Annotated in this window: 27 protein-coding genes; 14 read left to right on the plus strand and 13 right to left on the minus strand. The window is 73.4% G+C overall.

Annotation, left to right across the window (positions count from 1 at the left end; translation table 11 throughout):
* The first annotated feature begins 103 nt into the window (after window positions 1-103).
* A complete protein-coding gene (locus ACZ4W5_RS10850) occupies window positions 104-280 on the plus strand; it encodes a hypothetical protein (RefSeq protein ID WP_465653904.1) in 177 nt (58 codons plus the stop codon).
* Between the two features lie 77 nt (window positions 281-357).
* Here ACZ4W5_RS10850 and hrpB read toward each other — a convergent pair whose 3' ends face one another.
* Window positions 358-2868, minus strand: coding sequence for an ATP-dependent helicase HrpB (hrpB, locus tag ACZ4W5_RS10855; protein WP_465653905.1), 2511 nt, complete (start codon window positions 2866-2868; stop codon window positions 358-360).
* Window positions 2869-2873: 5 nt separating this feature from the next.
* Window positions 2874-3770, minus strand: a complete 897-nt coding sequence (locus ACZ4W5_RS10860) for a class I SAM-dependent methyltransferase (protein WP_360234571.1) — start codon at window positions 3768-3770, stop codon at window positions 2874-2876.
* Between the two features lie 414 nt (window positions 3771-4184).
* Between ACZ4W5_RS10860 and rpsA the strand changes: the two genes are divergently transcribed.
* On the plus strand, window positions 4185-5675 hold the full coding sequence (gene rpsA / locus ACZ4W5_RS10865; RefSeq protein WP_329928268.1) for a 30S ribosomal protein S1: 1491 nt from the start codon (window positions 4185-4187) through the stop codon (window positions 5673-5675).
* A gap of 287 nt (window positions 5676-5962) precedes the next feature.
* On the plus strand, window positions 5963-8194 hold the full coding sequence (locus ACZ4W5_RS10870) for an MMPL family transporter (protein ID WP_360234574.1): 2232 nt from the start codon (window positions 5963-5965) through the stop codon (window positions 8192-8194).
* A 12-nt stretch (window positions 8195-8206) separates the two neighbouring features.
* Here ACZ4W5_RS10870 and ACZ4W5_RS10875 read toward each other — a convergent pair whose 3' ends face one another.
* Complete coding sequence (locus ACZ4W5_RS10875; protein ID WP_360234577.1) at window positions 8207-8638, minus strand: MarR family winged helix-turn-helix transcriptional regulator; 432 nt, start codon at window positions 8636-8638, stop codon at window positions 8207-8209.
* A 62-nt stretch (window positions 8639-8700) separates the two neighbouring features.
* Here ACZ4W5_RS10875 and ACZ4W5_RS10880 point away from each other — a divergent pair, with 62 nt between their 5' ends.
* From ACZ4W5_RS10880 to ACZ4W5_RS10890, 3 genes are all read left to right on the plus strand, one after another.
* Window positions 8701-9342, plus strand: coding sequence for an MBL fold metallo-hydrolase (locus ACZ4W5_RS10880; protein WP_360234580.1), 642 nt, complete (start codon window positions 8701-8703; stop codon window positions 9340-9342).
* A 109-nt stretch (window positions 9343-9451) separates the two neighbouring features.
* Window positions 9452-10051 (plus strand): dephospho-CoA kinase, encoded by a 600-nt coding sequence (gene coaE, locus ACZ4W5_RS10885; RefSeq protein WP_465653906.1) that lies wholly within the window; start codon window positions 9452-9454, stop codon window positions 10049-10051.
* 162 nt (window positions 10052-10213) lie between these two features.
* Window positions 10214-10753: a GNAT family N-acetyltransferase gene (locus ACZ4W5_RS10890; protein ID WP_360234586.1), complete on the plus strand. Its 540-nt coding sequence runs from the start codon at window positions 10214-10216 to the stop codon at window positions 10751-10753.
* 65 nt (window positions 10754-10818) lie between these two features.
* Here the strand turns inward: ACZ4W5_RS10890 and ACZ4W5_RS10895 are convergent, their stop codons facing one another.
* On the minus strand, window positions 10819-11547 hold the full coding sequence (locus tag ACZ4W5_RS10895; RefSeq protein ID WP_465653907.1) for a CTP synthase C-terminal region-related (seleno)protein: 729 nt from the start codon (window positions 11545-11547) through the stop codon (window positions 10819-10821).
* A gap of 70 nt (window positions 11548-11617) precedes the next feature.
* Here ACZ4W5_RS10895 and ACZ4W5_RS10900 point away from each other — a divergent pair, with 70 nt between their 5' ends.
* On the plus strand, window positions 11618-12508 hold the full coding sequence (locus ACZ4W5_RS10900) for a LysR family transcriptional regulator (protein ID WP_465653908.1): 891 nt from the start codon (window positions 11618-11620) through the stop codon (window positions 12506-12508).
* Between the two features lie 61 nt (window positions 12509-12569).
* On the opposite strand, the gene ACZ4W5_RS10905 is transcribed toward ACZ4W5_RS10900, so the two are convergent.
* A complete protein-coding gene (locus ACZ4W5_RS10905) occupies window positions 12570-13439 on the minus strand; it encodes an alpha/beta fold hydrolase (protein WP_465653909.1) in 870 nt (289 codons plus the stop codon).
* Window positions 13440-13574: 135 nt separating this feature from the next.
* Here ACZ4W5_RS10905 and ACZ4W5_RS10910 point away from each other — a divergent pair, with 135 nt between their 5' ends.
* Both ACZ4W5_RS10910 and ACZ4W5_RS10915 read left to right on the plus strand, forming a co-directional pair.
* Window positions 13575-14564 carry an ArsR/SmtB family transcription factor gene (locus ACZ4W5_RS10910; protein WP_465653910.1) on the plus strand — a complete coding sequence of 330 codons (990 nt, stop codon included), beginning with the start codon at window positions 13575-13577 and terminating at the stop codon, window positions 14562-14564.
* Window positions 14565-14744: 180 nt separating this feature from the next.
* Window positions 14745-15299, plus strand: a complete 555-nt coding sequence (locus tag ACZ4W5_RS10915; RefSeq protein WP_360234597.1) for a hypothetical protein — start codon at window positions 14745-14747, stop codon at window positions 15297-15299.
* A gap of 78 nt (window positions 15300-15377) precedes the next feature.
* On the opposite strand, the gene ACZ4W5_RS10920 is transcribed toward ACZ4W5_RS10915, so the two are convergent.
* The 4 genes from ACZ4W5_RS10920 to ACZ4W5_RS10935 all read right to left on the minus strand — a co-directional run bounded on the left by ACZ4W5_RS10920 (window position 15378) and on the right by ACZ4W5_RS10935 (window position 20115).
* Window positions 15378-16181: a hypothetical protein gene (locus ACZ4W5_RS10920; protein WP_465653911.1), complete on the minus strand. Its 804-nt coding sequence runs from the start codon at window positions 16179-16181 to the stop codon at window positions 15378-15380.
* Window positions 16182-16816: 635 nt separating this feature from the next.
* Window positions 16817-18082, minus strand: coding sequence for an alpha/beta hydrolase (locus ACZ4W5_RS10925; protein ID WP_465653912.1), 1266 nt, complete (start codon window positions 18080-18082; stop codon window positions 16817-16819).
* A 221-nt stretch (window positions 18083-18303) separates the two neighbouring features.
* Entirely contained in the window at window positions 18304-19224 is a 921-nt protein-coding gene (locus ACZ4W5_RS10930) for an aminoglycoside phosphotransferase family protein (protein ID WP_465653913.1), read from the minus strand.
* A 33-nt stretch (window positions 19225-19257) separates the two neighbouring features.
* Window positions 19258-20115, minus strand: coding sequence for a helix-turn-helix transcriptional regulator (locus ACZ4W5_RS10935; protein WP_465653914.1), 858 nt, complete (start codon window positions 20113-20115; stop codon window positions 19258-19260).
* A 172-nt stretch (window positions 20116-20287) separates the two neighbouring features.
* Here ACZ4W5_RS10935 and ACZ4W5_RS10940 point away from each other — a divergent pair, with 172 nt between their 5' ends.
* Window positions 20288-21064: an SDR family oxidoreductase gene (locus ACZ4W5_RS10940; RefSeq protein ID WP_465653915.1), complete on the plus strand. Its 777-nt coding sequence runs from the start codon at window positions 20288-20290 to the stop codon at window positions 21062-21064.
* Window positions 21065-21123: 59 nt separating this feature from the next.
* Here the strand turns inward: ACZ4W5_RS10940 and ACZ4W5_RS10945 are convergent, their stop codons facing one another.
* Window positions 21124-21345, minus strand: coding sequence for a DUF397 domain-containing protein (locus ACZ4W5_RS10945; protein WP_465653916.1), 222 nt, complete (start codon window positions 21343-21345; stop codon window positions 21124-21126).
* Window positions 21342-22187: a helix-turn-helix domain-containing protein gene (locus tag ACZ4W5_RS10950; RefSeq protein ID WP_465653917.1), complete on the minus strand. Its 846-nt coding sequence runs from the start codon at window positions 22185-22187 to the stop codon at window positions 21342-21344. The genes ACZ4W5_RS10945 and ACZ4W5_RS10950 overlap by 4 nt, the downstream gene beginning before the upstream one ends.
* A 313-nt stretch (window positions 22188-22500) precedes the next feature.
* On the opposite strand from ACZ4W5_RS10950, the gene ACZ4W5_RS10955 reads away from it, so the two are divergent.
* The 4 genes from ACZ4W5_RS10955 to ACZ4W5_RS10970 all read left to right on the plus strand — a co-directional run bounded on the left by ACZ4W5_RS10955 (window position 22501) and on the right by ACZ4W5_RS10970 (window position 24064).
* Window positions 22501-22893 (plus strand): ATP-binding protein, encoded by a 393-nt coding sequence (locus ACZ4W5_RS10955; RefSeq protein WP_465653918.1) that lies wholly within the window; start codon window positions 22501-22503, stop codon window positions 22891-22893.
* The gene (locus ACZ4W5_RS10960) at window positions 22890-23066 is read left to right on the plus strand and encodes a hypothetical protein (protein ID WP_465653919.1); all 177 of its coding nucleotides are present in this window, start codon (window positions 22890-22892) and stop codon (window positions 23064-23066) included. Before ACZ4W5_RS10955 ends, ACZ4W5_RS10960 begins: the two co-directional genes overlap by 4 nt.
* 57 nt (window positions 23067-23123) lie before the next feature.
* Window positions 23124-23564 carry a hypothetical protein gene (locus ACZ4W5_RS10965; RefSeq protein WP_465653920.1) on the plus strand — a complete coding sequence of 147 codons (441 nt, stop codon included), beginning with the start codon at window positions 23124-23126 and terminating at the stop codon, window positions 23562-23564.
* Window positions 23565-23638: 74 nt separating this feature from the next.
* A complete protein-coding gene (locus ACZ4W5_RS10970; protein WP_465653921.1) occupies window positions 23639-24064 on the plus strand; it encodes an SCO4402 family protein in 426 nt (141 codons plus the stop codon).
* Window positions 24065-24070: 6 nt separating this feature from the next.
* On the opposite strand, the gene ACZ4W5_RS10975 is transcribed toward ACZ4W5_RS10970, so the two are convergent.
* On the minus strand, window positions 24071-24493 hold the full coding sequence (locus ACZ4W5_RS10975) for a tautomerase family protein (RefSeq protein ID WP_360234653.1): 423 nt from the start codon (window positions 24491-24493) through the stop codon (window positions 24071-24073).
* Window positions 24494-24530: 37 nt separating this feature from the next.
* Entirely contained in the window at window positions 24531-25232 is a 702-nt protein-coding gene (locus ACZ4W5_RS10980; protein WP_465653922.1) for an SDR family oxidoreductase, read from the minus strand.
* Window positions 25233-25294: the final 62 nt, after the last annotated feature.

Genomic DNA, 25294 nt, shown 5'->3' on the forward strand with positions numbered 1-25294 from the left:
CGCAGGAAGTCGACGGGGCCGACTTCCTGCGCTCCGGGCGGGCCTCCCGGGAAGCGGCCCGATCGGGTACGGTGCGAACGGGAAGTGGGGAGGGAGGTCGACAATGAAGCGACCAGGATACGTAGTTGCGGTGGTGCTCGACATCGTGCTGCTGATCGGGCTGATCCAGGGATGGCTGCCCGCCAGCTCCGAGGGCTTCCGGCAGTTCCTGATCCTCTTCACCACCGTGGTCCTGGCGTTCGTCCTCTTCTCCGCGATCCGGCCGGGCCCGCGCGACTGACCGCACCCGCCCGGGTCGGTGGCTCCGTAGGGTGGTGACCTGCCGCCGGGGGGCGCCGACGCCGCGCCGGGCGGCCGTCAGTTCCGCGGTTTGGTGCGCCGGGTGGGCTCGGCCGTGGTGGGGTCCTCGGGCCAGGGGTGGCGCGGGTAGCGGCCTCGTAGCTCGGCGCGGACGGCGCGGTAGCCGTCGCGCCAGAACGACGCCAGGTCGCCGGTGACGGCGGCCGGGCGGCCGGCGGGGGAGAGCAGGTGGATGGTCAGCGGGACGCGGCCGGCGGCCAGGGCGGGGGTCGTGGTCCAGCCGAAGAGCTCCTGCAACTTGACTGCCAGGACGGGGCGTTCGGTGCCGTAGTCCACCCGTATCCGCGAGCCGGACGGGACGGTGATGCGCTCCGGTGCGAGTTCGTCCAGGCGGCCCGCTTCGCCGGTGGCCCAGGGGAGGAGGCGTTGGAGGGCGGCCGTGGTGTCGATCCTCGCGAGGTCGGCGCGGCGGCGGGCGCGGGAGAGTTCGGGTTCCAGCCATTCGTCGGCGCGGTCGAGCAGCGCCTCGTCGGAGACGTCGGGCCACGGGTCACCGAGGGCGGTGTGGAGGAAGGCGAGGCGTTCGCGGAGCCCGGAGGTGAAGGTCAGCAGCTCGCTCACGCCTTCGCGGGCGAGGCCTTCCACCAGGGCGCCCCGGACGAGTGCCGGGTCGGGGCGCTTGAGGGGCTTCTCGGCGAGTTCGACGGCGCCGAGGGATTCGACCCGGCGGGCGGTGACTTCGCCTCGGCGGGTGTCCCAGTGGACTTCCTCGCGGGCGGTGACGAGCGAGGCGCCGGCCTGGAGCGCGGTGGACTCGTCCAGTGCCGCAGCGTGCAGCACCCGGGCGGAGTGCGAGCCGGCCGGGCGGTCGGCGACGGCGACGGCGAGCCAGGGGAGGGCGCCCAGCGCGGTGCCGGGGGCGAGTTCGGCGGCCGTGCCGGAGGCCATCAGGTACGGGCTGCGCTCGCCGGGGGCGGGCCGTTCGACCCGGGCGCGGGCGATGCGTTCGGGGAAGGCGAGGGCGACGACGAGGCCGACGGCGGTGGCGTCGGGCAGGGCGGTCGCGGGTTCGTCGGAGGTGGCGCGCAGCAAGCGGCGGACTTCGTCGCGCCAGCGGCCCGCGTACGGGTCCCGGGAGTCCTTCACCGCCCGCCACACCGCGCCGAGGTCGTCCCCGAGCGCACGCGGCGGTTCCTCGGAGAGCAGGGCGACCACCTCGGCGGCCCGCCGCGCGCCGACGGCCGCCGCCCCGTCGACCAGCGCGCGGCCCAGCCGTGGGTGCAGCCCCGTACGGGCGAGCCGGACGCCGCGATCCGTGGCCCGGCCGTCGGGGGAGACCGCGCCGAGGGCGGTCAGCGTCTGCCGGGCGGCGGCCATCGCCCCGGCGGGCGGGGCGTCGGGCAGGGCGAGCCCGGTGGCGTCCGGGTCACCCCAGCAGGCCGCCTGGAGGGCGAAGGTGGTGAGGTCGGCGAGGGCGATCTCGGGGGTGGGGAAGCGGGCGGCGAGGGCGTCCTCGGCTTCGTTCCAGCAGCGGTAGACGGTGCCGGGGGCCTCGCGCCCGGCGCGGCCCGCGCGTTGGCGGGCCGCGGCGAGCGAGGCCCGTACGGTGACCAGCCCGGCCAGCCCCCGCGCGTGGTCGGTGCGCGGCTCGCGGGCGAGTCCGGCGTCGACCACGACCCGCACGCCGGGCACGGTGAGCGAGGACTCGGCGACGGCGGTGGCGAGGACGACCCGACGCCCCTGCGACGGGGTCAGCGCGGCGTCCTGGACGGCCTGCGGGGCGCGGCCGTGGAGCTGGAGCACGTCGGCCGGAACGCCGCTCAACTGCCCGGCGACCCGGGCGATCTCGCCGACCCCGGGCAGGAAGCAGAGCACGTCCCCGTCCTGCTCGCCGAGCGCCCGCCGCACCACGGCCGCGACGTGGTCGAGCAGGGCCGGATCGACCCGGGTCCCGTGCGCGGGCCGGACGGCGCGCGGCGGCGGCGCCCACACCACGTCCACCGGGTGGGACACCCCGTGCGCCGCCACCACCGGTGCGCCGCCGAGGAGTTCGGCCCAGGCCTCGGTGTCGGAGGTGGCCGAGGCGCAGACCAGCCGCAGTTCGGGCCGCAGCGCCGCCCGGACGTCGAGCAGGAAGGCGAGCGCGGTGTCGGCGTCCAGGTGCCGTTCGTGGCACTCGTCCAGGACGACCACGTCCACCCCGGGCAACTCCTGGTCGCGCTGGAGCCGTTGCAGCAGCACCCCGGTGGTGACCACCTCGACCACGGTGTCGGCGCCGACGCGCCGGTCCCCGCGCACGGTGTAGCCGACCTCGCGTCCCACGGACGAGCCGAGCAGCCAGGCCATCCGCCGGGCGGCGGCCCGGACGGCGAGCCGGCGCGGTTCGGCGACCAGCACCCGGCGCACCGGCCGGCCGTCGGCGAGCAGCCCGGCCAGCGCGAGCGGCACCAAGGTCGTCTTCCCGGTGCCGGGCGGGGCGGCGAGGACGGCCGCGCCGTCCCCGTCCAGGGCCTCGTGCAGCGCGGGGAGGGCGGTACGGACCGGGAGTTCGCGCCACGCGGGGTTCACGGGCCTCAGCCCCGCTCGGTGACGAAGATCGCCGTGCCGGGGATCAGCCGCCCGCGCAGCGGGGACCAGCCGCCCCACTCCTGCTCCAGTCCGGCCGGCCACTCGGGCTCGACCAGGTCGACCAGCCGGAAGCCGGCGGCGACGAGCTCGCGGACCCGGTCGCCCAGGGTGCGGTGGTGCTCGACGTAGGTGGCGTGGCCGTTCTCGTCCTGCTCGACGTACGGGGTGCGGTCGAAGTAGGAGGACACCGCGGTCAGGCCCTCGACGCCGGGCTCGTCGGGGAAGGCCCAGCGGATCGGGTGGGTCACCGAGAACACCCAGCGCCCGCCGGGCCGCAGCACCCGGTGCACCTCGCGCATCAGCTGCTCGGTGTCGGCGCTGAACGGGACGGCGCCGTAGGCGGAGCAGGCGAGGTCGAAGGAGGCGTCCGCGAAGGGCAGGACGGCGGCGTCGGCCTGGACGACGGCCACGGGCTCCACGCCCCGGCCGAGGTCGATCCGGCGGGAGTGCTGGAGCTGGCGGTAGGAGATGTCGAGGGCGACCGGGCGGGCGCCGCGGGCGGCCAGCCAGCGGGAGCACTGGGCGGCGCCGGCGCCGATCTCCAGCACGTCCCGGCCGGCCACGTCGCCGAGCAGGCGGGCGTCGGCCTCGTCCAGGCCCTCGGGGCACCAGGTGAAGCGGTCGTCGCCGAGGAACTCGCCGTGCTCGTCCTGGTACTCGTCGGCGTTGCGGTCCCACCAGTGCCGGCTGGCCCGGCTGCTCTCGCCGGCCCCGGCCTCGCGCCGGACCGCGTCGTCGCCGTCCTCCTCCTCGAACTCGTCGATTCCGTCGGCCCCTGCGGGAGAGGTGTCAAGATCGTGAAGGGAGGACTGGGGGGTGGTGGCCACGGTGACAATGCCCATCGCGTAGGGTATGGAGTGCGGAAGCGCCGCTGCTGCGAAACGACCCCATCGGGGCCGGGTCCTGGCGGTGGCATCCGGGGAAGGGCCCCTTCGGGCGCCACCGCGAGGTGCGCGATCGGAGGATATGGCCTGATCCGTACCAGGCTCCACCGTCTTGCCTCTTCTGGCGTTGACCGTGCCTGGCCGTCCCCGTATGCTACAAGTTGCGCTGCGGGCCTGCGCGCCTCGGACGGAGCAGGTCGCGCTCGCATCTGTCGAAGACCCCACGGTCGCAAGACGGACGCCGATTTCTCGTTGTTCACGGGATTTCCGGTGTGCCGTGCTCTTGGCTGTCCGGCTTTCGGTGGGAGCGATACGGGCCCTCCGCGTGGCATTACCTACGACTTTCATGTCCGTACCGGAGCCCTTTTCCTAATGACGAGCCCCACCGACTCCTCCCTCAGCACCACCCCGCAGGTCGCGGTCAACGACATCGGCGACGCGGAGGCGTTCCTCGCCGCCATCGACGAGACCATCAAGTACTTCAACGATGGCGACATCGTCGAGGGCGTCATCGTGAAGGTCGACCGTGACGAGGTCCTCCTCGACATCGGTTACAAGACCGAGGGCGTCATCCCGTCCCGCGAGCTCTCGATCAAGCACGACGTTGACCCGCACGAGGTCGTCGCCGTCGGTGACAACATCGAGGCCCTGGTTCTCCAGAAGGAGGACAAGGAGGGTCGTCTCATCCTGTCCAAGAAGCGCGCTCAGTACGAGCGTGCCTGGGGCACGATCGAGAAGATCAAGGAAGAGGACGGCATCGTCACCGGTACCGTCATCGAGGTCGTCAAGGGTGGTCTCATCCTCGACATCGGCCTCCGGGGCTTCCTCCCCGCCTCGCTGGTCGAGATGCGCCGCGTCCGCGACCTCCAGCCCTACGTGGGCAAGGAGCTCGAGGCCAAGATCATCGAGCTGGACAAGAACCGCAACAACGTGGTCCTGTCCCGCCGTGCCTGGCTGGAGCAGACCCAGAGCGAGGTCCGCCAGACCTTCCTCACCACCCTCCAGAAGGGTCAGGTGCGCTCCGGCGTCGTCTCCTCGATCGTCAACTTCGGTGCCTTCGTGGACCTGGGTGGCGTCGACGGCCTGGTGCACGTCTCCGAGCTGTCCTGGAAGCACATCGACCACCCGTCCGAGGTTGTCGAGGTCGGCCAGGAGGTCACCGTCGAGGTTCTCGACGTTGACATGGACCGCGAGCGCGTCTCCCTGTCGCTGAAGGCGACCCAGGAGGACCCGTGGCAGCAGTTCGCCCGTACCCACCAGATCGGCCAGGTCGTTCCGGGTAAGGTCACCAAGCTGGTTCCGTTCGGTGCGTTCGTCCGCGTGGACGAGGGCATCGAGGGCCTGGTCCACATCTCCGAGCTGGCCGAGCGCCACGTCGAGATCCCGGAGCAGGTCGTCCAGGTCGGCGACGAGATCTTCGTCAAGGTCATCGACATCGACCTCGAGCGTCGTCGCATCAGCCTGTCGCTCAAGCAGGCCAACGAGGCCCTGGGTGCCAACCCGGCCGAGGTCGAGTTCGACCCGACCCTGTACGGCATGGCCGCCTCGTACGACGACCAGGGCAACTACATCTACCCGGAGGGCTTCGACCCCGAGGCGAACGACTGGCTGCCCGGCTTCGAGAAGCAGCGTGAGGAGTGGGAGCGCCAGTACGCCGAGGCGCAGACCCGCTTCGAGCAGCACCAGGCCCAGGTCATCAAGAGCCGCGAGGCCGACGCCGAGGCCGCTGCCGAGGGTGGCGACGCCGTCGCCGCCGCTGCCGGTGGCTCGTACTCGTCCAGCAGCGACGAGGGCTCGGGCGCCCTGGCCTCCGACGAGGCCCTGGCCGCCCTGCGCGAGAAGCTGGCCGGCGGCCAGAGCTGAGGCTCTCGCCCCCCGCTAGCTGACAGCTAGGGAACGGGCCCCATCCGGATCACTCCGGGTGGGGCCCGTTTCGCGTTTCCGGCCGGCGTTGTCGTGTTCTCCACCCGTCGTGTTCTCCATCGGTTGTGTTCTCCACCCGTTTCGCGCGTCCTCCCGGGCCTTCGTTTTCCGGTTTGACTTATGTGTGGTTTATGTGAAGGGAAATGTGAGATGAGGCTCATTGCCCTGCTATAGGCCGGAGTTCGGGTTGCACCTACATTGAGTGGAGCTGCCCGAAAGGCTCCTTCATGCGCATGCGCAACCCCTCCTCCGCCGTCCCCACCGCCGTGGTCGGTGGCCGGCTCGCCGCGATCGGCCGGTTCTGTTTCCGCCACCGTCGCTGGGTGCTCGGCTTCTGGGCCGTGGTCCTCGTCGTCGGGGTGCTGATCGGCGGCCGGGTGTTCGAGGGCTCGGTGGCCGGGGCCTCCTCCGCGTCCGCCGAGGCGGACCGGGGCAGTGCGGTGGTCGCCGCGGCCGACCCGGTCAAGGGGACGCTGACCGCGGTGGTGGACGGCAGGCCGGTGGACGACCCGGTCGTCCGGGCCGCCGTGCAGAAGGCCACCGCCGAGATCGCCGCCCTGCCCGGGGTCGCCGGCGCCCAGGACCCGTACGGCTCCGGCCCGGGCGCGGCCGCGCTGCGGGCCGCCGACGGCAGGGCCGGCCTGGTCAGCGTACGGATGGCCGACACCGCGACCTCCGCGCAGACCGACGCGGCCACCCATCGGCTGGCCGCCCTGAACGGCGCGGGCGGGGCGCACGTGACCGTCGGCGGGGACCTCGTCCTCCAGCAGGAGGTCAAGAAGCAGACCGAGCAGGACACCCGCTTCGGCGAGATGGTGACCCTGCCGCTGACCCTGGTCGTGATGGTGCTGGTGTTCGGCGGCCTGGCCGCCGCCGCACTGCCGGTGATCGGCGCCGTCGCCTCGGTGGGCGGGGCGCTGCTGGCCATGTTCGGGTTCAGCCGGATCATGGACATCGACACCAGCGTGCTGCCGATCGCCACCGTGCTGGGGCTCGGGCTCTCGATCGACTACGCGCTGCTGATGGTGAATCGTTTCCGCGAGGAGCGCGGCCACGGCGCGGGCATCGCCGCCGCGGTCGAACGCACCGCCGCGACCGCCGGACGCACCGTCGCCTTCTCCGGACTGACCGTGGCCGTCGCGCTGGCCGGCCTGTTCGTCTTCACCAGCCCGGTGCTGGGCGCGGTCGCCGCCGCCGGGGTCAGCGTGGTGGTGATCGCGGTCGCCGCCGCGCTCACCCTGATCCCCGCGCTGCTCGGCTTCGCCGGCGGCCGGATCAGGACACCGAGCGCGCCCGTCCCGGACGAGGGCTTCTTCTCCCGTACCGTGCGCCGGGTCCGCAAGCGGGCCGTGCTGGTCACCCTCGCCTGCGTCGGCGTGCTGATGGCGGCCGGGGCGCCGTTCCTGCACGCCGACATGCGCAGTTCCGGCGCCGCCGTGCTGCCCGCCTCCTCGGCCGGCCGGCAGGTCGCGGAGGCGATCGACCAGCGCTTCCCGCAGATCGCGGCCGCGCCGATCACGGTGGTGGTCGAGGGCGGGGCGCCGGTGGCGCAGGCGTACGCGGACGAGGTGGTGGCCAAGCTGCCGGGCGTCAGCGGGGTCCGGGCGGTGACGCCGGTGAGCGGGGCGGTCTCGACGGTCGACGTGCTGGTGCACGGGGACCCGCAGGGCGCCACGGCCAAGCAGGTGGTGGACGAGCTGCGGGCCGACCGGGGCGGGTTGAAGACCTACGTCACCGGTGGCGCGGCCTCGGTGGTGGACTTCCAGGACGAGCTGCTGGCGCGCGGGCCGTGGGCGCTGGGCCTGGTCGCGGCCGGGACGCTGGTGCTGCTGTTCCTGATGACCGGCTCGGTGGTGATGCCGGTCAAGGCGCTGCTGATGAACCTGCTGTCGCTGGGTGCCTCGCTCGGCGCGCTGACCCTGGTGTTCCAGGACGGCTGGTTGAGCGGGCTGCTCGGGTTCAGCTCGACGGGCGGGCTGGAGACCTTCATCCCGGTGCTGGTCTTCGCCTTCGCGTTCGGGCTGTCGATGGACTACGAGGTGTTCCTGCTCGCCCGGATCAAGGAGCTGACCGACCGCGGGCACGGCTGCGTCCGGGCGGTGGAGCTGGGCGTCCAGCGCAGCGGTCGGATCATCACCTCGGCGGCGCTGCTGATGGTGATCGTCTTCGCGGGCTTCGCGCTCGGGGACATGCTCATGGTCAAGCAGATGGGCATCGCGCTGGCCGTGGCCGTCGCGGTGGACGCCACCCTGGTGCGCTGCCTGCTGGTGCCGGCCGCGATGAGCCTGTTCGGCGAGTTCAACTGGTGGGCGCCCGCACCGCTGCGGCGGCTGCACCGGCGGTTCGGGCTGAGCGAGCACGTGGACCTGCCGGAGATCGAGCCGGCGGTCCTCCCGGCGCAGCGGCCCGCGGCCGGCGGGCCTGCCGTACCCGCGGAGCAGGACCTGGTGAAGGCCTGAGGCCTTCCGGGTTCACGCGAGGCGGTTCAGCAGGCCGACGGCGGTGCGCAGCTGCTCGCGCTCGGTGGTGCTGAGGCGGGACTCGATGGCCGTGGCGATGTGGTGCTCGCGGCGGGCGCGCTGGTCGAGCAGGGCGGTGCGGCCGGCCTCGGTGACGGCGATCAGCTGCTTGCGGCCGTCGGTGGGGTGGGGCTGCTGGGCGACCAGGCCGGCCTCGGACATCAGGGCGACGGTGCGGGCCATCGACTGGTGGCGCACCCGGCGGAGGTCGGCGAGTTCGGCGACGGTGTAGGAGCGTTCGTCGCGGACCAGCAGGCCGAGCACGGCCGCCTGGTTGGGCGGGAGCTCGTCGCTGTCGCGCAGGGTGCGGACCAGGCTGCCGAGGGCGGCGCGCAGGTCGGCGGCGAGATCCAGGGTGTCCGGGTGCGGGGCGTTGCTGGGCATGGGGGAAGTCTATCCGGAAGATGTGCAGCAAGACTGTACAGCTGTGCTGTATGGTTTCTTCCATGCGAATCACCAAGTTCGGACACGCCTGCGTACGCGTCGAGCAGGACGGGACCACGCTCGTCATAGACCCCGGAGCCTTCACCGACCCCGCCGCCCTGGCCGGGGCTGACGCCGTCCTGATCACCCACGAGCACATGGACCACTTCGAGCCGTCCCGGCTGCGCGCCGCGCTGGAGGCCGACCCGGCACTGCGGGTCTGGGCCAACCGCGAGGTCGCCGCCCAGCTGGACGGCGTCGGGCAGCGGATCACCGTCGTCGGCGAGGGCGACGCCTTCGAGATCGGCGGGGTCGGGGTCTCCGTCCACGGCGAGTGGCACGCCGAGATCCACCGGGACATCCCGCTGGTGAAGAACATCGGCTTCCTCCTCGACGGCCGGCTGTTCCACCCCGGTGACGCCTTCACCGTGCCGCCGCACGCCGTGGACACCCTGCTGCTGCCGCTCGCGGCGCCGTGGAGCAAGGCCGGCGAGGTGGTCGACTACGTCCGGGAGGCCGGCCCCCGGGTGGCGGTGCCGGTGCACGAGGCGACGCTCAGCCCGATCGGGCACATGATCGCCACCCGGCTGCTCGGGCCGGACGGGCCGGGCGCCGGTGCGGAACTGACCGTGCTGGGCGACGGCGAGAGCCTGGAGCTGGGATGACGGTCCGACGGCCTGACGCCTCGGGCCCGGGGCCGGGCCGGCCCCGGGCCGGGGTCGGGGCTTCGGGCCCGGGCTGCCGCGTCCGTTGCCGCGCCGGTAGCCTGACGCCATGCTGAAGATCGGACTGACCGGCGGGATCGGCGCGGGCAAGAGCGAGGTGTCCCGGCTGTTCGCCGCGCGCGGCGCGGTGATCGTGGACTCCGACCTGATCGCCCGCGAGGTGGTCGCCCCCGGGACGGACGGCCTGGCGGCCGTGGTCGCCGAGTTCGGCCCGCAGGTGCTGCGGGAGGACGGCACGCTGGACCGGCCGGCCCTCGGGGCGGTCGTGTTCGCCGATCCGGAGCGGCTGCGGGCGCTGAACGCGATCGTCCACCCGCTGGTGCGGGCCCGCTCCGCCGAACTGGAGGCGGCGGCCGCGCCGGACGCGGTGGTGGTGCACGACGTGCCGCTGCTCGTCGAGAACGGGCTGGCGTCGCTGTTCGACCTGGTCGTGGTGATCGACGCGGACGACGAGGTACGGCTGGACCGGCTGGTCCGGCTGCGCGGGATGGCCGAGGAGGAGGCCCGGGCCCGGATGGCCGCCCAGGCCTCGCGGGCGGACCGGCTGGCGGCCGCCGACCTGGTGATCGACAACGGCGGGCCGCTGGAGGCGCTGGCGGCGCGGGTCGACGAGGTGTGGGCGGAGCTGGTGGAGCGGGCCGCCGCGTAGACCCGCCGCTCGGGCCGGCCGGTTCGGTGGGTCGGCCGGCGGCGCACGAGGGGCCGGTTTCCATGCCCCGGCACTCGCGGAGCCCACCGTCCGATCATGTGACCGATCCGGTGGGCCGGAGGGGACTCGGAAGCCGGTCCGCGGGGAACGGAGCATGGAGTGATGGATGATCGATTCTCCGCTGAACCACTGACCGTCGAGCGCTTGGAGAGCTACTCCCGCGCCGAACAGGACCAGATCCTCGGCCCCGGCGAGGACCCGTACGGCGTCGCCTACACCGGGCTCACCTTCCGGCCCAAGGACGTGCACTTCGGCATCCGGGCCGCCGACGGCCGGCTCGTCGCCCACACCGGGCTGCTCCCGGTCCCGCTCACCGTCGGCGGCACCGACCTGGACGCGATCGGCGTCGGCGGCGTCTGCGTCGCCCCCGAGCGGCGCGGCGAGGGCCTGGCGCACGCCGTGGTCGGCGCCGCCGTGGACCACGGGCGCGCGCTCGGCTTCCGGTACGCGCTGCTGTTCTGCCGCCCGCCGCTGGCGGCCTTCTACCGGGGGCTCGGCTTCCGGGAGGTGGCCGAGGAGGTGACGGTCGAGCAGCCGGAGGGGCGGCTCGCGGTCATGCCGCTGCGCACCATGTGGCGGCCGCTGGCGGAGGGCGCCGGGTGGCCGGAGGGGCCGGTACGGCTGCGGTCGCTGCCGATGTGAGGGCCGATCGGCCGGGGCCACCGGGGTCGGGCGGGCTCAGGCGGGCTCAGGCGGGTCGGGCGGGCTCAGGCGGGCGTCGCTTCGGTGCGGGCCGCGCGGGCGACGGCCGCCTGAGCCAGGGCGCGGATCATCGGGTGGGCCCGGGTGCCGTCGCCGGACAGCTCGGGCTGGAACAGCGAGGCCAGGAAGAACGGGTGCTCCGGCAGTTCGAGGATGCGGACCTCGCCGGACGCGTCCGCGCCGCTGAAACGCAGCCCGTGGGCGCGCAGCCGGTCCAGGTAGTCGGCGTTGAGGCCGTAGTTGCAGTGGTAGCGCTCCTGGGTGCCGGTGGCGCCCAGGGCGCGCTCGGCGAGGGTGCCGGGGGTGATCGCGACGGCGCCCTCGTGGCCGACCAGGGAGCAGCTGAGCGGGACGATCACCTGCTGGTCGAGGTCCGGGTCCTGTTCGCCGTGGACGGCTCCGGTGATGCCGCAGACGTTGCGGGCGAACTCCAGCACCGCGTGCTGGAATCCGGCGCAGGTGCCGAGGAAGGGGATGCCGTTCTCGCGGGCGGTCCGGATCGCGGCCAGGGCGCCGTCCTCGCTGCGGTACGGGCTGCCGGGCAGCAGCCAGACGGCGTCGAAGCCGTCGAGCGCGCCCGGGGCCCCGGCGTCCTCGGTGGGGATCCAGTAGGCGTCCAGGACCAGTTGCTCGCGTTCGGCGAGGGAGGCGAGCAGGCCGGGGATGCGGGCGTGCGAGCGGACGGCGGGGGAGCGGTCGCCGACCAGGGCGATCCGGGGGGTCAGGTAGGTCATGGGGCTATCCTGGCGCCGCATCCGAGATCAGCGCCAACGATGATTTCTTACACCCCGATCAGATCGGTTGATGACCGCAGTGGATCCGCAGCAGCTCCGCACCTTCGTCACCGTCGCCCGGCTCGCCTCCTTCTCCGAGGCGGCCCGGGACCTCGGCTACACCCAGTCCGCGGTCTCCCAGCAGATCGCCGCGCTGGAGGCCGACCTCGGCACCGCCCTGCTGGGCCGCCGCCCGGTCGCCCCGACCGCGGCCGGCCGGCGACTGCTGGAGCACGCCGCCCCGCTGCTGGTCCGGCTGGAGGCGGCGCGCGCCGACGTCGCGCGCCTGGCCGACGCCCCGAGCGCCCGGCTGGTGCTCGGCGCCACCCCACTGGCGGTGGGAGCGGCCCTGGGGCGTGCGCTCGGTGAAGTGCGCCGGGTGTTCCCACAGGTGGAACCCGTCGTCCAGGTGCTCGCCCAGGGCGTGCTGCCCGCCCAGGTCGCCACCGGCGAGGTCGACCTCGCGCTGATCGACGGCCTGGCCGCGCCCAGCGACCCGCTGCCGCTGCCCGAGGTCGGCCCGCTGACCACCGTCGCCGTCGACGAACAGCCGCTCGCCGTCGCCCTGCCCCTTGGGCACCCGCTGGCCGGCCGCCCCGGCCTCGCCCTCGCCGACCTGTCCGCCGCCCGCTGGCTGGACGCCCCCGACCTCACGCCCACCGCGGCCCGGCTGCGCGCCGCCGCGGGTACCGACGGCTTCCGGTCCGCCACCCGCTACCGCGGCACCGACCTGTACGGGCTGCTCGCGCTGGTCGCCGCCGGGCACGGACTCACCCTGCTGCCCGCGCCCGTCCTCGCCCGGACGCCCGAGGTCGCGTACGCCCCGGTCGCCGCGCCCCGGCTGGTGCACCGCACCGAACTGCTCCACGGCAGCCTGCCGGAGGGGCCGGCGGCGCTGCTGGCGCGGCTGCTGGCGGGGTGAGGGCAGGCGCGGGGCGGGGAGCGCGGTCAGGCGCGCGGTCGGGCTGAGGTCGGGCGCGCGGTCAGGCCGCGGTCCGTGCGTCACTGCGGGCGAGGAAGTCCGCGACCGTGCCGGTGAGCGCCGCCGGGTCGTCCAGCCACGGGTAGTGGCCCGCGCCAGGCTGGACGGTGAGGGTGGCGTCCGGGAAGAGCGAGGCCGCCGCGGCGGCTGAGGCCGCGGTGGGCCACAGGTCCACCTCCCCGGCGAGCAGCAGCACCGGGCAGCTGAGCGCGGCCAGTCGGCGGCGCAGCCCCTCGGTGTCGGGGGTGTAGCCGGCGTAGTAGTGCTCGCTGACCGGCAGGGAGCGCTGGGCCGGGTCGGCGGCGGCGTGGGCGCGGGCCGCGGCGTCCCAGCGGCCGTACATCAGCGGCTCGAAGGCGAAGCGGTGCCGGGCGGCCTCGGCGAAGGTGGTGGCGGACCGCACGCCGTCGTACGCGGCGACGGCCTCGGCGTGCCAGGGCTCGCCCGCCCGGGCGGCGATCACCTCCCGCGCGCCGGTGTCGGAGGGCAGGCCGACGGCGGCGAAGGAGGGGGTGAGCAGGGTGAGGCTGGTCAGGCGGTCGGGGTGGGCGGCCGCGTAGAGCATGGCGAGGGCGCCGCCGGCGGAGTGGCCGAGCAGGTCGATCCGGTCCAGCCCGAGGTGGCGGCGCAGTGCCTCGACGTCGGCGACCAGGCGGTCGACCCGGAAGCTCGCCGGGTCGGCGGGCGTCCCGGAGGCGCCGGTGCCCCGGGTGTCGGGCAGGATCAGGGTGCGGTGGGCGCTCAGGCCGCCGAGGTCGCCGAGGTATTCGGCGGCGCGGCCGGGGCCGCCGGGGAGGCAGAGCAGCGGCGGGCCGTCGCCCAGGGTGCGGAAGGCCAGGTCGGTGCCGTCGTACGAGGTGAGGAACTCCATGGCGGACAGCCTGGAGGGCCGCTGCGCGCACGGCTATCGTTCAGCCAGGACTGAACGATCGAGGACCGGACGGTCGAGGACTGAACGATCGAGGCCGAACGGTCGAGGGCTGAACGATCGAGGGGCGGTGGCCGCGTGGCGGTGGAGATCCGGCTGTCGGCGGCGGAGGTCGCCCGGGTGCGCTTCGCGGTCTCGCCGCTGGCCGAGACGGTGCTCGGGCTGCGGCTGGCGCTCGGGGTCGGCGGGCACGACGTGCACCGGGGGTGGGTGCGCGGGGCCCGTCCGGTGCTCGCCCGGGAGCCGGAACTGCCGCTGCTGCGGGCCCTGTTGGCGGGGTGCCTGCCGTCCTTCCTGTTCCCGGTGCCGGAGTCGCGGCTGCCCTCCTTCGAGGCCGAACTGACCGGGCTGCGGGCGACCGACCCGGCGTACACGGCGGCCGAGTGCGCCGCCGCACTGGGCGCTGCCCGGGCGCGTGAACTGCCGGGCGCCGAAGAGCTGTTGAGCCGGGTCGCCGATGCGTTGGAGCGCTTCCACGGCGCGCTGGTCGCCCCGCACTGGGGGCGGATGCGGGCCCTGCTGGAGGCGGACCTGGGCCGCCGGGCGGTGACCCTGGTGGACCGCGGGGTGGAGGGGCTGTTCGCCGAGCTGCACGGCGATGTCGTCTGGCGCGAGGGCGAGTTGCTGGTGCACGGCCGTCGCCGTACCGGGTCGGTGTGGACGGTCGAGGCGGGCGGGCACGGCCTGGCGCTGCTGCCGTCGGTCTTCGGCTGGCCGGACGTGATCGTCGACCACTCCCCGCGCGCCGCCGCCTCGATCCGCTACCCGGCGGCCGGCGTCGGCCTGTTGTGGGAGGAACCCCGGCCGTCCTCCGCCGGGCTGGCCGCCGTGCTGGGGCGCACCCGCGCGGAGCTGCTCGCCGTGCTCGGCGAGCCGTCGAGCACCCCGCAGCTCGCCGAGCGGCTCGGCGTCACCCCGAGTGCCGTCTCCCAGCACCTCGGCGCGCTGCGCGGCGCGGGGCTGGTGGCCACCCGGCGGAGCGGGCGCAACGCGCTGCACCTGCGGACGGCGCTGGGGGCGGTGCTGGTGGGGGAGGCGGGCGCCGTTCCGCCGGGGCCCGGGGGCTGAGGGCCGGAGCCTCCGCTCGGGGGCGGGCGAACGGGTCCGACTGACCGGGGCCGGGCCCGGATGTGGAGGGGGTGGACACCACTCGTTCACGTCCCGCACCTGACGGTCGTCGCGCGGGCGGTGCTGTCATGGGCACAGTCGCCCGGCGAACGGCCGGGCCGGACCGGGAGAGCTTCCCCCATGATGCTCCGTCAGCGTCCCACCGTCATCGCCGCGGTGATCGCCCTCGCCGCCGCCGGGCTCGCCACCGGCACCGCGCAGGCCGCCACGGCCGCCCACAAGCCGGGCAAGTCCGGTGCCACGGCCGCCAGTTGTTCGCAGGCGTACCTGCCGCTGCCCGACCCGTCCTGCACCCCCGGCGCGTACAACCCGGCGGTCACCCAGGCCACCATCGGCCAGACCATCTGCGTCTCCGGCTGGACCGCCACCGTGCGCCCGCCGACCAGCTACACCAACGCGTTGAAGACCCAGCAGATCGCCCAGTACGGCTACTCGGACACCAACCTCTCGGACTACGAGGAGGACCACTTCGTCCCGCTGGAGCTCGGCGGCGACCCGCGCGACCCGCGCAACCTGTGGCCCGAGCCGCGCTACGGCACCGAGCCCGCGCAGAGCAAGGACTCGGTCGAGACCAGATTGAAGAACGCGGTGTGCGGCCACAAGGTGACCCTCGACGCCGCCCGCAGCGCGATCGCCAGTGACTGGACCACCGCGCTCAGCCGCCTGGGGCTGTGACCCCGCGGGGTTGAAGGAAGCCGCCAGGTCCGTCCGGTCCCCTGTGCCGGACGGGCCTGGCGGCGGTCTGTCGGTACGTCAGTTGCACCCGGGGAAGGCCTCGCAGAGCGGGGCCGTCATGCCGGTGGCGACGTACTTGTCCTCGGGCGCCTTCCAGGCGTCCTTGGGCTGGGCGCCGCCCTTGGCGGTCGCCCAGACGGACAGCTCGGTGACCGCCCCGCCGCCCAGCACGACGTACTCGTGCAGGGTGGCGGTGGAGCCGTCGGGCTGCGGGGCCGTGACGGTGGCGGCGAAGTAGGGCGCGTCGGCCGCGCTGGTCACCTTGACCGTGGCGCCGGGCGCCGTCCGGGCGCAGTTCGTCACGGCCTCGACCAGCCCGCGCTTGATCGCGTTGGCGGTCTGGGCGTTGCCGCTGCTGTGGGTCGGGTCGCCCCAGAAGTCCACGGTCTGCTGGGCCGTCCAGCGGTCCCCGCCGAAGCCGACGGCGGCCTTGGCCCGCGCGGCGCCGTCGGTGTACATGTACTCGTCGCCCTTGGGCGGCGCGGCGTGGCACAGCTCCATGCCCTTGAAGCCGATCGGCCCGGTGACCGGCTTGGCGTTGGCCGCCAGCGGGGCGAAGTGGTAGGTCTCGTCCATCGGGATGCTCTTGGTGTCCGCCCAGGCCTTGGCCGGGACGCCCTTGCCCTGGTCGGCGCCGGTGGTGGGTTTGGCGGTGCCGCCGGGCTGGGCCGTGCCGGTGGCGGGCGCCGCGGTGGTCGGCGCCGCCGGGGCGGCGCTGCGGCCGCCGTCCTGGCCGCCGTTGTCCGGTCCGCAGGCGCTCAGGGCGCCCGCACAGAGCAGGGCGGCGGCGGTGACGGTGACCAGGCGGGTGCTGCTGTGCACGTGACGATCCCTCGGGTGTCCGGTGTTGTGGAGCGGGGCCGGGGCCGGCGGCGCGTCGGCCGCCCGACTCCGCCGCCCGGCCGACCCGTGAGCGCGGGCACTCGGCATGGCTGTTCCTCCCCCGTTGCTGCTGCCGTCAGGCCCCCTGGCTCCGCAGCTCACCGCAGGTCTGAGGAACGGTCAGAGCGGGTGCTGCGTCGACGGCGGACGAAACCTATGACACGGCGGCGCCGGTCGCAAAGCGGGATTCCGCCCGGCGCGCGGGCGAATGAGGCGGTTGCAGCGGACTGGTGGTGAACATGTGTGCAGCCGCGGCGGAACCTCTGTCCGGCGGGGGAGTGCCGGTCGGCCGGTCCGCGGGGCCGGATCCCTTGGCGGGCAACGGATTCAGGGCCCCGGGGCCGGGAGCCGGCGGGTGGGTCGGGGCCGGTCGGGACGGTGTCGGCCCGCCCCGAACGGGCTGCCGATGCCAAGGCTTCCTCCCGGCCGCCGGGCGGATGTGATCCCACCCACGGTCCGGGTCGGGGCAGGTCGCGCGGGGTGTGCGGCCCGGTGCGGCGGCGGGGTGTCCGGCGGGCCTGCTACGGCTGCGGGGCGTCGGGCCCGGTGCGGCGGCGGGGAGTCCGGCCGGCCCGTTACGGCTGTGGGCGGGTGCCCGGGACGCCGAGTTGGGCGGCGAGCCAGGGGAGGGCCTGGGCGAAGGTGGCGGAGCCGGTCTGCCAGCTGTGCTTGCCGGAGCCGACGGCGGCGGTGGTGCGGATGCCGTCCTTCCTGGCGGCCGCCTCCAGGGCCTTGGCGGACTCGATCTGGGCGTGCTCCTCGTCGCCCTGCCCGAAGTAGCCGGAGACGCCCTGGTACTTGGGGTGGTGGGCGAGCACCGTCAGCGGGTCGTGGGCGGCCCAGGCCGCCGCGTCGCCGCCGTATAGCTCCTGGATGGTGTGGTCCTTGTCGCCGATGTACGGGCCCTTGTCGCCGGAGAAGTCGCCGAAGTGGGTGAAGACGTTCGGGTGCTCGACGACCAGGTCGACGGCGCAGGTGCCGCCCATCGACCAGCCGGCCACCCCCCACTTGTGCGGGTCGGTGGCGGCGTTGAAGGTCTTCTGGACGTACGGGGGGACGTCCTTGAGCAGGTGGCTCTCGGAGTTGCCGTGCGGGCCGTCCACGCACTCGGTGTCCACCCGGAAGCCGCCGGTGGCGTCGACGAAGACCAGGATCGGGGCGAAGCCGTTGTGCTTCGCGGCGAACTCGTCGGCGGTCCGCACCGCGTTGCCCGAACGGATCCAGTTGTCGGGCGCCGCGAACTCGCCGCCGATCATCTCCAGCACCGGCAGCTTCGGCCGGGTCTTGCTGCGGAACCAGGCGGGCGGCAGGTAGACCAGCTCCTGGCGGTGGGTGAAGCCGCTCGCGGTGTCCGGGATGTCGACCTGGACGATGCGGCCGGTCGTCGTCTTCCCGTGGATCGAGGAGACCTCGGCCAGGGTGATCTGGTCCGGCAGCGGCTGCCCGCTGAGTTCGCCGATCGCGTCGTCGACCGTCGGGTAGTAGCCGGTGGCGATGTTCACGCTGTTCGCGACGCAGAACAGCGCCAGCAGGACGGTCGGCGCCACCAGCGCCCGCCGCCACCAGCGCGCGCCGCGCCAGCCGAAGCCCAGGACGGCGAGCGCCGCGATCGCCACCCCGCTCCACAGCCACACCCCGAACGGGATCGGGTCGGTGATCCCGGACAGGGTGAGGACGGCGAGGGCGAGCAGCGCGGTGACCGCCAGCGCCGTACCCAGCGCGATCGGCCCCCACTTGCGCTGCCACGCCCGGTCCCGCAGGCCCACCGCGGTCAGGAACAGGGCGAGGGCGGCGGCCTGGACGGTCCAGGGGAACCAGCCGTCGAGCAGCGAGACGTTCATGCGCGGAGGCTAGGGGCGGTGGATGAGAAGGGGCTGAGAGGCTGACCGTTCGCTGGTGGTTCGCTGACGGTGGCCTGGGAGTGGGTTCGCGGTCAGAGGGTGTAGTCGGCGTGCGGGGTGCCGCGCTCCCAGACGGTCTCGAAGGCGCCGGAGACCAGGTCCAGCACGGCCGGGTCCTCGGAGGCTGCGTGTCGGTGCGGGCGGCGGGTGAGGGCGTCGGGTTACAGCCGGGTGCGGGCGTAGGCGGCGAGGCGGGCGAGGGCGGCGTGGGCGGGCGGGCCCCAGGTGGCCTTGCCGCCCGGGCGGCCGTGGCGGCCGGCCTCGCCGATGTGGACGCCGCCGAGGGCGCGCATGACGGCCCAGCCGCGGGCGCGGTGCAGGGTCGCCCGGTCCGGGGCCGGTCGGTAGGCCCGGTGGAAGAGCTCGGCGCCGCCGTCCGGGAGGAGGGACCAGGCGGCGGCGAGGTCGCTCGCCGGGTCGCCCGCGCAGAGTTCGCCGAAGTCGACGACGCCGCAGAGGGTGCCGTCGGCGGTGAGGACGTTGGCCGGGTGGAGGTCGCCGTGGATCCACAGGGCCGGGCCGGTCCAGTCGGGTGCGGTGACGGCGTCCTCCCAGACGGCGCGGACGGCGTCCGGGTCGGGGATCAGCCCCACGGCGGCGGCCGAGGCCAGCCCCGCGGTGACGTGCTCGGCCTGGGCGGCCAGTGGCTCGCCCCGGGCGCCGGTGGGGGCGGAGGCGGGGGCGGGCCGGTGCAGGGCGGTCAGGAAGGCGGCCAGGGTTCCGGCCGCAGCGGCGGCGCGGGTGACGGGGGCGCGGTCGGCGGGCGTGCCCGGGACCCAGGTGGTGATCAACCAGGGGTGGGGGAAGCGCTCGGAGGGCTCGCCGAGGCGCCGGGGTGCCGGGATCGGCAGGGGGAGGGGCTGGGGGAGAGCGGGCAGCCAGGTGTGTTCCTTGCGCAGCAGGGCCCCTGCCGACTCCGTCTCCCAGGGCACCCGGACGGCGAGGTCCTCGCCGAGCCGCCACATCTGGTTGGTCCAGCCGAGCGCACCGAGCCGCAGCGGGAGCTCGGCCAGGTCGGGGTGCTGGTCGCGCAGGAGCTGCCGGACCAGGTCCTCGGTGATCTCGATCTCGGTACGGGGCATGGAGGGAAGGGTAGTTGGGTGCCGCGAGACGCCCTAGGGGGACGGAACTGTGGGCGCCGTCCAGCTGGCCAGGACCCGGAGGGACTGCGCGGTGGGGGAGTTTGGCTCGACGTTGTAGACGCACAGCGTCTGCTCCGCGTCGCCCGGCACCTGGAATGACTCGTAGGAGAAGTGCAGCTCCCCGACCAGGGGATGGTGGTAGTGCTTGGAGCCGTGGGTGCGGCGCAGCACCCGGTGGTCGTTCCACCAGCCGGTGAACTCCGGTACCTGGAGCGTGAGTTCGCCGACCAGATCGGCCAGCCGGCGGTCCTGGGGATAGCGACCCGCCTCGAACCGGAGCATGGCCACCGTTTCGGCGGCGAGCCGCTTCCAATCACCCACCGTCTCCCGGGCCTTGGGGTCCAGCAGGTAGTAGCGGGCCAGGTTGCGGCGGTTGGCGGGCAGGGCGTCGAAGTCGGTGAGGACCTCCCGGGCGAGCCGGTTGGAGGCCAGGACGTCGGTGCGTCGGCCGAGGATGAAGGCTGGGACGCGGTCGAGTGTCTCCAGCATCAAGTACAGCCCCGGGCGCACCCGTTGGGCCGTGGCCGGGGCGCGGCGGGTGGCGGGCCGGGGGTCGGAGTGGAGGAGGTCGGTGAGGTGCTCCCGCTCGGTGTCGTCCAGACGCAGGGCGCGGGTGATCGCGTCGACGACCTCGGGGGACGGGTTGAGGGCCCGCCCCTGCTCCAGGCGGGTGTAGTACTCGGTGCTCACCCCGGCCAGCCTGGCCACCTCGTCCCGGCGCAGCCCGGGCACCCGGCGGACCCGCCCGTCGGCGGGCAGCCCGGCGGTCTCGGGGGTGACCCGGGCGCGGCGGGAGCGGAGGAAGCCGGCGATCTCCTTGGTGCGGTCCATGACTCCATTGTCGGTGCGGGGGCGCGGTGGCGGACGGTCCTGGGTGGCCCTGGCAGTACCTGCCTGGACAGGGCCAGCTATGGCGTCCCGAGGGGCCGGCGCGGGGGCTGTACTGGATCTGTGGCCGACCGGGAACGGCGGCCGAATCCCACACCCCTGGAGCGTAAGAGCCATGTCCACGAACACCACCTCCCTTCCGCTCGCCGGCCGCGTCGCCGTCGTCACCGGGGCTTCGAGCGGCATCGGTGCGGCCTCGGCCGAGAAGCTGGCGGCGCTGGGCGCCCGGGTCGTCGTCCTGGCGCGGCGGGCGGAGCGGCTGGCCGAACTGGTCGAGCGGATCGAGAAGAACGGCGGCAGCGCGGTCGCCATCGCCGCCGACGTGACGGACGTCGAGGCTATGCAGGACGCCGCGGCGCGGGTGGCGGCCGAGTTCGGTGGTGCCGACCTGCTGCTGAACAACGCCGGGGTCATGCTGCCCGCCCCGATCGAGGAGCTGGCGACCGCGCAGTGGAAGCAGCAGATCGACCTCAACATCACCGGCCTGATGAACGCGATCGGCGTGTTCACCCCGCAGCTGGTGAAGGCGGCCGCCGAGCGCGGCGTGGCCGACCTGATCAATACGTCGTCCATCGCGGCGCAGAACATCTTCCCGACCTTCGCGGTGTACTCCGGCACGAAGGCGTACGTCAGCCACCTGTCCCGGACGCTGCGGGCCGAGCTGGGGGCGAAGAAGGTCCGGGTGTCGGCGGTCGAGCCCGGCATCGTCGGGACGGAGCTGCAGAGCCACGTCACCGACCAGGGCGCGCTGGACTGGCTGGAGGGCGCGAAGGCCGCCATGGAGTGGCTCACCCCGGAGGACGTCGCGGAGACCGTCGGCTTCATTGCTACCCTGCCGCCCCGGGTCAACCTCCAGCAGGTCACGGTGATGCCCACCGGCCAGCCCAGCTGAGCCGCAAGCCCTTGCGATGGGCGGCCCCGCGCAGCGTGCGCGGGGCCGCCCATGGTGTTTCAGGGGGTGGTGGGGAAGTCGTCCGAGCGGATGCCGGCGATGAAGGACCGCCAGCCGTCGGGGGAGAAGGCGAGCGCGGGGCCGTGGGGGTCCTTGCTGTCCCGGACCGGGATGATGTCCGTGATGCCGCTGGCTACTTCGACGCAGTTGTCATTCGGGTTGCTGGCGTTTGCCTTCTTCCACTGCACGGGGAGTGTGGAGGCGACAGGGAAGTGGGTCACTTGAGCGTGTCTCTCTTCTGTGTGATGAGGTTGCGCGACTCGTCGAGGGACAGGGCGGTTGCCATGATTTCGTCGAACGCCGCTCGATAGATATCGACTTGGTCCGGGTCCTCGACCCAGTTGCTGCTGAGCATTCCGCTGAGCAGGACCAGGTCGAGATCGCGCTGTCGAAACTCCAGGAGTGCGAACGGCCCGGTCATGCCGGGATGGGGCGGCGCCATGGCTGGCATGACCTGAATCCTGATGTTGGGGAGCTGGCTGAACTGCAGCAGCTTGTCCAACTGGTCTGCCATCACGCCTGGGGCGGCGCCCATGGTCAGGGCCGCCTCGTGGATGACGGCCCACAGTTTCAGTGGGTTCTCGGACCGGGTGAGGACGGATTGCCGGTTGATCCGGACTTCTACCCGCTCTTCAACGCTGGGCTTGTTTATCACGCCGCTGGCGATGATGGCGTGGGCGTACTGGCGGGTCTGGAGGAGGCCCGGGATGTAGGCCGACTCGTACGACTTGTTGCCAACAGCCGTTTCTTCGAGGCGGATCAGATCCGTGTAGAGCGGGTTCAGCTGCTCGTAGCCCGCCATCCAGCCCGGACGACGCTTGTCCCGGAGGATCTCGACGAGGACCTCCTTGAGCTCCTCGTCGCACTCGTAGAAGTCGAGCAGGGCGCGGACGACATCCGGCTTGAGCTGGACTCGGGCGTTCTCGTACCGACTGAGCTTCACCAGGTTGATGCCGTCGACCTGGGCGGCGACCTCTTCGGCGGAGAGGTTCTTCAACTCGCGAAGCCTTCTCAGCTCGGCGGCGATGCGTCGGTATCGCACGGCTGGCACTGCGACTGCCATCTACGTAACCCCTCCAGAACGTTCAGGGACCAGTGTGCATGCGAGTGGTGACGGTTCGCCACCATCAGCAACAGCCTAGAGGTCGCACCTTCCCCTCGGATCTGAAAGTTTTCATATTTCATCGACTTGCCTTGCGATCTCTCGCGACGATGCTCCATGCTGTGCGTAACGGAGCGCTGCCTGTACGTGACATCCATGGCGTAAGGCTGTGGCGCACCCTCTTGAGGCGCTTCGTGCTGGATGCATACGAGCGGCCCGTCGTGGCTGCCCGGCCTTCTCCACTCATGTCATGTGCCTGGAAGGTGACTTCGCCATGTCTCGAACCTCCTCCACCATCTGGCTCCCGCGCAGCCGTCGCTCGCCCGCGATCGCGCGCCAGCGGCTCGCCGCCCTCCTCTCCTCCACCCCGAGCGGCGACCGCTTCCTCGACTCCGGGCTCGTCGTCACCACCGAGTTCGTCACCAACGCCGTCCTGTACGGCACCCCGATCGGTCACCTCATCTACTTCGCCCTCGACGTCGACCCCACCCGCCTCCGTATCGAGGTCCACGACGCCCGGGGCGACCGCCTCCCCTCCCTCTCCTCGCCCGGTCTCGACGGCGAGACCGGGCGAGGCCTCCAGCTCGTCGACTCCCTCACCAAGCGCTGGGGCTGCTGCCCGCGCCGGCCCATCGGCAAGATCGTGTGGGGCGAGGTGGCCGCGTGATCGACCTGCTCCGCGACTTCTGGTTCCAGCACTGCTCCCGTGCCCCCGTCGCCCGGCTCCTCCGGGCCGAACGTCGGCGACTCGACATCGAGTTGGCCCGTCGGCTGCCCTGCGCCTCCGCTGCCGTCCGCCGACAGCTGCTCGCCGCGATCGGCGACGCCGAATCCCCCTGACCGTTCCCCGTCTCCCCGCATGCTAGGTTTGAACGCGTTCAAACGAATGGGGGAGGCATGGCCGTGGTGCCCGCGAGTGCGCGGTGGTCGGCCGGGATGGCGAGTGCGGTGTTCCTGGTGCCGCTGATACTCATTGCGCCGACGTACGGGGTCGGCCTGTGGCTCTTCCTCGCCGCCGTCGGACTGCTGACCGCCGCCGTCTGCTCCGTCCCGTTCTTCTATCGGCGCCAGGACCGGTTCCGGGTCGCCTGCGCCGCAGCCGGGTTCACGGTGGCCGGGGTGTGGCTGCCGCTGCTGATCCTCGGCCTCCTCGCCGTGCTCTCCCTGGGCGGATGGGCCTGGTTCCTGGCGTTCCTGCTCATGCCGGTAGCGGCGATCAGCGCGCTGATCGCCGCCTTCCAGCGGGCACGGGGGCCGGAGCACGGGCGGGCGGCGGTTGCCCTCGGCCGGGTCGCCGCAGCGGTCTCGGTGGCCGGCTGGTTCGTGCTGGCCCTCTAGCGGTGGCCGTCCTCCTTGGGAGCAGCACTCTTTAATCACTGCCCGGTCGGGTGTCACGTGCGTACCGTCGGCCCGTGATCGATCACGGAATCGCCTTCCCCTACTACCGGCTCCACGTCGTGCCCGCCGTCGTCTCGCTGGCCAGCCCGACCTGGCAGCGGGAAGTGTGGCTCGACCGTGGGCAGTTGGAGGATCTCGACCACGTCGTCCACGTGCTCTTCGACGACTTCTGCGACGCGCACGAGCCCGCGGGCCATCTCGGCCTGAGCCTGCGTACCGAGCAGGAGGTCGAGCTGATGGCCCGGCTCGGCGCCGCCTACAGCGCCGTACAGGACGCGGTCGGCGCCCGGGCTCCCGACGAGGCCTTCCTGGACGCCCCCGGCTGGCCCGACGTCGTCTCGGCGGCGGCCCGGCTGGCTCAGGTGATGCTGAACAACGACTACCTGGCCCTGGCGAACCTCCACGAGGCCGGCCACGCCCGGCCGCCCGGCACTCCGTAGGGGCGGTCAGTACGGGATCGGGCGGTTCTCCCGCACCCACAGCTGTTCGGCCTCGCTGTTGGACGGCGGCGGGGAGATCCCGTCCATCATCCACAGGTCGCGGGGCGTCTCGTCGACGTGGAACTCGCAGTACAGGCCGCGGTCGGTGGTGTGGGGCGCGAGGACGGCGGCGAGCGCCTCCCGGGTGCGCTTGCGCAGGTCGGGGTCCTCGGTGTGGCGGGCGATGTGCTCGACCACGATCCGTACCGCGTCCTGGGTGGGCCGGTCGCCGACGTGGAAGTCGTCGGCGCCGATCTCGTGGAACAGCGTCATCACGTAGAACTTCGGCAGCCCGAAGCGGGTGTAGATGCCGGTGATGTCGGCGGCCATCCGCTGCTTCTGCTCGGGGCTGTAGGTGCCGCGAGGGTGGTAGACGTGCCACAGGGGCATGGGTGTGCTCCTCCGTGAGGGCGATGGGGGTCCGGAATCAGCGGCGGAAGGGGACGGTCAGGCCCTCCACCGGCCCGGAGAGCGCGGCCTTGAACGACCGGGAGACGTCGTCGACGAGGACCTCGCGGTCGCCGCGCTCGATGCCGTCCAGCACGATGCGGGCCACCTCGTCGGCCGGGAGCTTGTCGACGGGCAGGGCGGCCACCATCTCGGTGTCGGCGAAGCCCAGGTGTACGCCGACGACCTGGGTGTGCTGGGCGGCGAGTTCCAGGCGCAGTGAGTTGGTGAGCGACCAGAAGGCCGCCTTGGAGGCGCCGTACGCGCCCGCGCCCGCGCCCCAGGAGAGCGCGGAGTGGATGTCGACGAGTGCCCCGCCGCCGCGGGCGGCCAGGACGGGCGCGAAGGCGCGGGCGATGCGCAGCGGGCCCAGGACGTTGGTGTCGAAGGTGTCCTGGACGTGCCGCAGGTCGGTGGTCAGCAGGGCGCCCGGGTGCAGGACGCCGGCGTTGTTGAAGACGATGTCGACGTCCTGCACCCGCTCGGCCAGGGCGGCGACCGAGGCGTCGGAGGTGACGTCCAGGGGGAGGGCCTCGACCCGGGCGTCCTCGCTGGGGGAGGGGGTGCGGGCGGTGGCGTAGACCTTCGTCGCGCCGCGTGCCAGCAGTTCCCCGACGAACGCCCGGCCGAGGCCGCGGAGGCCTCCGGTGACCAGGGCGGTGGAGCCTTCGATCACGGTCATGTGCGTGTTCCTCGCTCTCCGGAAGGGCGGTGCCCCGGTGTCGGGGCGTCGCGGTTTTAGAT

The sequence above is a fragment of the Kitasatospora sp. NPDC029367 genome (assembly GCF_055569135.1).